Annotated in this window: 6 protein-coding genes; 1 reads left to right on the forward strand and 5 read right to left on the reverse strand. The window is 67.8% G+C overall.

All coding sequences use genetic code 11. The features are described from left to right. Positions 1-149: 149 nt before the first annotated feature. The 4 genes from ACFXJL_RS31395 to ACFXJL_RS31410 all read right to left on the reverse strand — a co-directional run bounded on the left by ACFXJL_RS31395 (position 150) and on the right by ACFXJL_RS31410 (position 4712). Complete coding sequence (locus ACFXJL_RS31395) at positions 150-545, reverse strand: STAS domain-containing protein (RefSeq protein ID WP_358878558.1); 396 nt, start codon at positions 543-545, stop codon at positions 150-152. After that, the gene (locus ACFXJL_RS31400) at positions 542-1642 is read right to left on the reverse strand and encodes a B12-binding domain-containing protein (RefSeq protein WP_384698036.1); all 1101 of its coding nucleotides are present in this window, start codon (positions 1640-1642) and stop codon (positions 542-544) included. The genes ACFXJL_RS31395 and ACFXJL_RS31400 overlap by 4 nt, the downstream gene beginning before the upstream one ends. Then, positions 1639-3321 (reverse strand): SpoIIE family protein phosphatase, encoded by a 1683-nt coding sequence (locus ACFXJL_RS31405; protein ID WP_384698039.1) that lies wholly within the window; start codon positions 3319-3321, stop codon positions 1639-1641. Before ACFXJL_RS31405 ends, ACFXJL_RS31400 begins: the two co-directional genes overlap by 4 nt. Positions 3322-3515: 194 nt before the next feature. Beyond that, complete coding sequence (locus ACFXJL_RS31410; RefSeq protein ID WP_384698042.1) at positions 3516-4712, reverse strand: PP2C family protein-serine/threonine phosphatase; 1197 nt, start codon at positions 4710-4712, stop codon at positions 3516-3518. A gap of 95 nt (positions 4713-4807) precedes the next feature. On the opposite strand from ACFXJL_RS31410, the gene ACFXJL_RS31415 reads away from it, so the two are divergent. Next, entirely contained in the window at positions 4808-5296 is a 489-nt protein-coding gene (locus tag ACFXJL_RS31415) for a MarR family transcriptional regulator (protein ID WP_358878555.1), read from the forward strand. 81 nt (positions 5297-5377) lie between these two features. Here ACFXJL_RS31415 and ACFXJL_RS31420 read toward each other — a convergent pair whose 3' ends face one another. Then, on the reverse strand, positions 5378-5596 hold the full coding sequence (locus ACFXJL_RS31420) for a DUF5133 domain-containing protein (RefSeq protein ID WP_384639540.1): 219 nt from the start codon (positions 5594-5596) through the stop codon (positions 5378-5380). Positions 5597-6000: the final 404 nt, after the last annotated feature.

Genomic DNA, 6000 nt, shown 5'->3' on the forward strand with positions numbered 1-6000 from the left:
AGGTCGTGTTGCCCCTTCGGATGACGCGCCAACGGCTCGACCGCCGCGATCGCCTGCCGCATTTCGGTGGTCAGCCACGGTATCGGCGGCCCTGTGTCTGCCGTAGGGAAGTCAAACAGGCTGCTCAGTGTTAGGTGTGTGGGCCGGGATCAGACCGAGGGGTCGGGGGACGTGCGATTCCCGACGGGGGCCTGCTCCACCTGCTGGGCGATGTGCGCGTGCGAGAAGAGCTCCGCTACTCCGGTGATGCTCAGGATGCGCTCCAGGGACGCCGGCGGATGGTCCAGGTGGAGCCGCACATCTCGCGCGGTGGTTTTGCGATGGATCATCAAAAGGGCGGAGATGCCCATGGAGTCGCAGAACTGGAGCCCCGTGCAATCGAGCCGCAGCTCGTGCAGTCCGTGGTGAGTGGTGAGGCACTGGTCGGCGTACTGGACCAGTTCATCGCTGGTGGCGTAGTCGAGGTCGCTGGCGAGATGGAGGGTTGCAGTGCCCGCGGCGGCGTCAACGGTAAGGGTGAAGGGAGAGTGGGGCTGGGGGGTCATGCAGTGGCTCCGGGGAGTGTTCCGGCTGACAGGGGTGCGCTGTCCAAAATGAGGCGCGCCCGGTCGAGTAGCCGAATGGATCGGGGAAAGTCCTTGAGCTCGGCGGCCAGGATGGTCAGCGCGGGGTGCAGGGACTGTGTGGCGGGCACATGGCGTGCGGTGAGGATGTCGGCGGTCCAGGTGATGAAGGTGGTGAACAGGTCGTCGTCATCGGTGTAGAGGGCTGCGCCCAGGAAGTCGACAATGTGCCCGATGTCCTCGGCGGTGCGCTCGCGCTGTGGAGCCGTGTACGCGGCCATCGCGGGGAACACATCCTCAAGCCGGGTGAGGACTTCCTTGACGAGCTGCCCCTGGGAACGGGCGACGAGTGTGTATTCCTGGTCGGCGAGGTGGGGTAGGTCGTCGATCTGCTGCCGCCCGGCGGCGAGACTGGGCGTGGGGATGCCGTCGGAGAGCTGCTGGGCCGCGGCTCGTGCGTCGGGGGCCCAGGCGTTGGCTCCGAGCAGACGGGCGTAGCGGCCGTCGGGCCCGAAAGCCGCTCCGCCGGCGAGGACGGGCACGCCGATGGCCTGGCAGGCTGTGATCGCGGCGTGGGCGTCGGGCAGTCGGGTGGGGATGGACGAGGAGAGCGCGACGGCGTCCGCGCCGTTGTGGTGGAGATGGGCGATGAGGTGCGGGGTGGGCACCTGTGCGCCCAGGAAGTCGACCTGCCAGCCGCGCAGGGTGAGGACTTCGGCAAGGAGACGGGCCGGGAGGACGTGCCACTCCTGATTCACGCATGCCACGGTGATGCGGCCCAGCGGGGGTGGGGTACGGACCGCGGGGTGGTGGGCAAGGGCGGCGATGACGCGCTCAGTGATCGCGCTGGCTGCATGTTCCTGAGCAACGCTCAGCCGGTTGGCGGCCCACTCTGCGCCGACCTTCATCTGCACCGGGGCGATGAGGTCCAGCAGAACCGTCTCCGCACTCACGCCGTCTTCCAGAGCAGCGCAGACGATATCTGCGGCACGGTACTCGTCACGGCAGGTCACCGCGGTCCACAGCCGGTCCCGCAGAGACCGGATGTCGCCGGCGCAGCCAGTGTTGTTCGCCTTCACGCTGTGTATCTGCCCCGAGTATGGCCGTTCACCGCGCTCAGGTGGGTCGTGAGGGGGGCACTGATCGCGATGGCCGCCATATCGTCGTGGCTGGCACCGCGCACCCACTGCGAGGCGAGCATCTGAATCCGCTCGACGACGGCTTCTCCGGGCATCGCGGCGCACTCTGACAGCGCTCGTTTCAGACGGTCGTCGCCGAACAGTTCGTCGCCTACCGGTCCGCCGCGGGCCTCGGTGAATCCGTCCGTGTAGAGCACGCAGATCTCGCCCGGTTGCAGAACCGTCTCGACCGAGCGGACCTCAATGGTCGGGAGAGCTCCGATCAGAGTGCCGCGAGTGGGAACCTCTTCAACGCTGCCGTCCATGCGAACCACCAGAGGGGCGGGGTGGCCTGCCGAGGTGAGGCGCAGCTGTACCTGGTTCTCCGTGCGCTTCACCGATGCCATCACCAGCGTGGCGAAGCGGGTGTGGTGGGAGGTCAGGAGGGCTCCGTTGAGGAGCTGCAGCATCCGTTCGTGGTCGTCAGCCATCGGCATCAGTGCCTGAAGGGTGTTGCGGATCTTTCCGGTCAGGACGGCCGCGTCCAGGCCCTTTCCGCACACATCGCCGAGGATGACCAGTGACGCGTCGTCCGGGGTGCTGCCGGGGTGGGCATCGTAGAAGTCGCCGCCCACCCGTTCGCTCGCGTCGGCGGCTCGGTAGCCGCCGGCGATCTCCACCCCGTTGAGCCGGTGCAGCCGGGGCGGGAGCAGGTCACGCATGAGGGTCTGGGTTATGGCGCTCTGCTCGCTGTAGAGACGGGAGGCGGACAGGGCGGCGCCGGCCCGGGCGGCGAACAGCCGGGCGAAGATCTCTTCGTTCTCGCTGAACTGCGCGTGTTCGGTGGTGCGCAGCAGGATCAGGGCTCCGGCAGGCACGCCGTGGCCGGGTAGGGGGGTCACGACGACCGACCGGATCGATTCGCTGTAACCCGGCGGGACGGTCCAGTCGGGCAGGTTGGCGGGGTCGATCCACCGTGAGGGTACGGGCGGGAATCCCTGCAGCGCCTCGCTGAGGCCGGGGAGTTGGGACGGGTCGGCCGCGACCAGGGCGTGGGTGACGTCCTGGCCTGCGATACCGAGTGCGAGGGGCAGCTTGCCGCCGGACGCCGGGGCGACGACGACCGCGACATCCGCCAGGTACTCGGCGGCCAGCCGCGCGGTGGCGGTCATGCACCTGTCGGTGTTCAACGAGGCGAGCAGGACGTTGGATGCCTCTGCGAGGAACCTGGTGCGTTCGCGCTCGGTGGCGAGCGCCTCTTCGGCGATCCGCCGATCGGTGTCGTCGACCAGCCACCACACCACACTGCCGTCCTCGCGCCGGGTGGGATGCGCCTCGTAGCTGTGCGCGGCGATCCGCCCGGATACCGAGGGGAGGTCCCCGGTGGGGCGGCCGTTCCGGGCAGGGGCCCATCCATGCACGGCCGTTTCCCCGTGCGCGCGGGCCAGCCAGTTGGGGACCGCGTCCCGCATGCTCGCCCCCGGCACCGCGCCTTTCAGGAGAAGGGCGGCGGCGGGGTTCACTTCCACGACGGTTCCGGCCGCGTCGGCCACGATCGCGGGATAGGGGGACAGAGCCCAGAGGCCGGTAGCGACGTACTGCTCGGATCTCGTGACGGAGACTCCCTCGGTAGAGGCCATGGAGAGGGCCCGCCCGGGGCGAACCGCACCACCCTTCCCACTGGAGGAAAATACTTAACAGACGGCAAGCATCACTCAGGCGCGTCATCGATAGCAACCCGCCCCCCGTGCCGCCTTCCGGTGAAAGGCGGCACCCGAGGGCGCTTCTCACCGTGAAGGTGCAGAACCTTCACGGAAAGGTCACATGGCTGGTATCACTCGGCGGTCCCGCCCCCCGAGTCCGAACCGCCGTGCCAGTCCAAGCACACCACCAGAGAGTCGTCCACAGCCGGGCCAGGACCGCGGTACCCGAGCAGTTCCTGGAGTATCGCCCTTGGCACCTGCGAGGCGGGCAGCAGCCGTGTGCTGGTGATCGAAGCGGCCAAGGCGCGGAGGCTGTACTTCTCGCCGCCCGGTGACAGCGCGTCATAGACGCCGTCGCTGACGAAGAGCAGCCGATCTCCAGGCTCGACCTTGAAGTGCTGGGGAATGTAGGCGGTGTCCTGGAACATTCCCAGGGGCAGCTGCGCCTCAAGCTCGACCGCTTCGACCGCGCCATTGCGCATCCGCCAGATGCGCGGTGAGCCGGCGTCGATGATCTCCACGTCCCCGGTCGGAAGGTGGAACCGGAGCAGCAGCGTCGACAGGTAGCGGCTTCCCTGGTGTTGCCCGTAAATGGCCTGGTCGGCCAGGTACGCCTGGTCACTCAGGTTCAGCCCGGCACGCCGGGCGTTGCGCAGGGCGTTGACCATGAGGCTGGTCAACAACGCGGCCTCGATCCCCTCGCCCATGCCGTTGCTGACTGTCATGTAGAGGTCGTCGGCAGAGGCCGACCAGTCGAAGCTGTCGCCGAAGATGGCGTACGCGGGCTCAAGTTGCGCGCCGAGGCTGTACTCCGGCCGGGCGCAGGATCGGCCTGGCAGTAGCTGCCACTGCATCTCGGCGGCGAGCGTCAGTCGTTCCGCGCGGCGCGCCTGCAGGAACAGGTCGGTGTCCCGCTCCGCGACAACCACCTCGTGTGCCAGCGCGTCCGCGCACTCCTGGAGCTGCTCGACAGCATCCGCGGCCAGGCCGTCCTCGCCGCCTTCCACCTTGACGCTCAGAACTCCCAACCTGTCCCCCCTGACGCTGACCGGCAGGTGTGCCGTTACAGTGGAAGTCGAGGCGTCGTACACGCAGTGTGGTTTCTGGGCGCCGAACGCCCGGCCCGGAGCACTGTCGTGAACCGACAGCGGGGGCAGGGTGTGCGGCAGCACCCCGATGGGCTGCAGTCTCGTCATGGCGTAGTCGGCCATCAGTAGCTCCACCGAACGGGCATGATGACGGCGCTCGATCAGGGATCGGATCACGTCGAAGATCTCGTGGGGCGCGGCCTTGCGCAGAGAGCGCTCGACCGCGCTGGGTCTGTCCACTGGTACCGGTCCTTCTTTCTTTCGCATATCTTCATCTACGCGACTGTCCATATCGACCAGCCGGAACGGGCACAGAAGGCCCTCGGGAGCGTCACATGCGCGAGACCTCCGCCCCCCTGCACCAGCACGGCTCCCCTGCCGTGCACGAGATCGGCCAGGTCCTGGAGCTCCTCGAAATTGCCTGGGAGCGTGGCCGCGGCACGCTCAGCACCGCACCGATCTCACCCGCCCAGACGCGCGTGATGTACATCATCGAACGCGAACCCGGGATCAACGCGAGCACGCTGGGCCGTCGCCTCTCCGTAGCAGCACCTTCCGTCACCCGCCTCTGCGACCGCCTCCAAGCCGCCGGATTCATCCGCCGGACGCCGCGCACCGAGGACCGCCGTGAAATGCTGCTGGAACTCACCGGCACGGGCATCGCGCACCTGCGCGTCATCAGAGATCGCCGGGAACAGACCCTCCGTCAGGCCATGAGCCGCATGCCTCCCGATGCCCAACACGCCCTGGCCACCGGACTCAGCGCACTGTGCGACGCCGTCAGCGAGCCCGCCGAGCCCCTCGACCATCAAGAATCGGCCTGAGCAGTCCACGCGGGAATCGCACCGTCCCTCATCGAAGAGGGGACTGCGTCAGTCAGTCCGGCCGGTGTCGTCGGACGTGGTTCAGGCGGGGAGGAGAGTGGCGTCCTCGGAGTCGGCCTGGGCGAGGCGTTGGCGGGCCGCAGCGAGGGCCGTGTCGATGTCACGGGTTCCGGTGGACACACACAGGGTGTAGGCGAGATCTTCCCTCCGCCGCCGCACAACCGGATCGCCGTCCTGCCTGTTCAGGGCTTCGTAGTCGCTGACCAGCCGCGACAGGACAGACAGATGAATCATCAGCATGATCAGCCTCCCGTACCGAAGGGCAGTGCCTTCTCCTTCATGCTGGCCCGGATACCCCCCGGCCGGCTCCCCACACCCCCCATCGCCTGCCCTGGCGCGGTTGGGCCCTCAGCCACATCTACCCGGGATGCACTTCACCGTTCAGGCAGTGGGTAGGTGGTCGGGGAGGGGGAGAGCGTACTGCGGCTCACGGTTCGCGGTGATGCGGGCGTGCCGCAAGAGCTCCCGGATGATGCCTGCGTTGCCCATGGCCCAGCCGATGGTGGGGGCTAGGGCGTGTTGGAAGTTCGGATCATGTGGCTGAGACGATGTGCTTCAGCCACATGATTGATCCTCGGAGGTGAAGTCCTGCCTCGAAGCTCTCGGGAGATTTGTCGTACCGAGTGGCGAGTCCGCGCCAGATC

Source organism: Streptomyces sp. NPDC059256, from assembly GCF_042753785.1.
Lineage (GTDB): Bacteria > Actinomycetota > Actinomycetes > Streptomycetales > Streptomycetaceae > Streptomyces.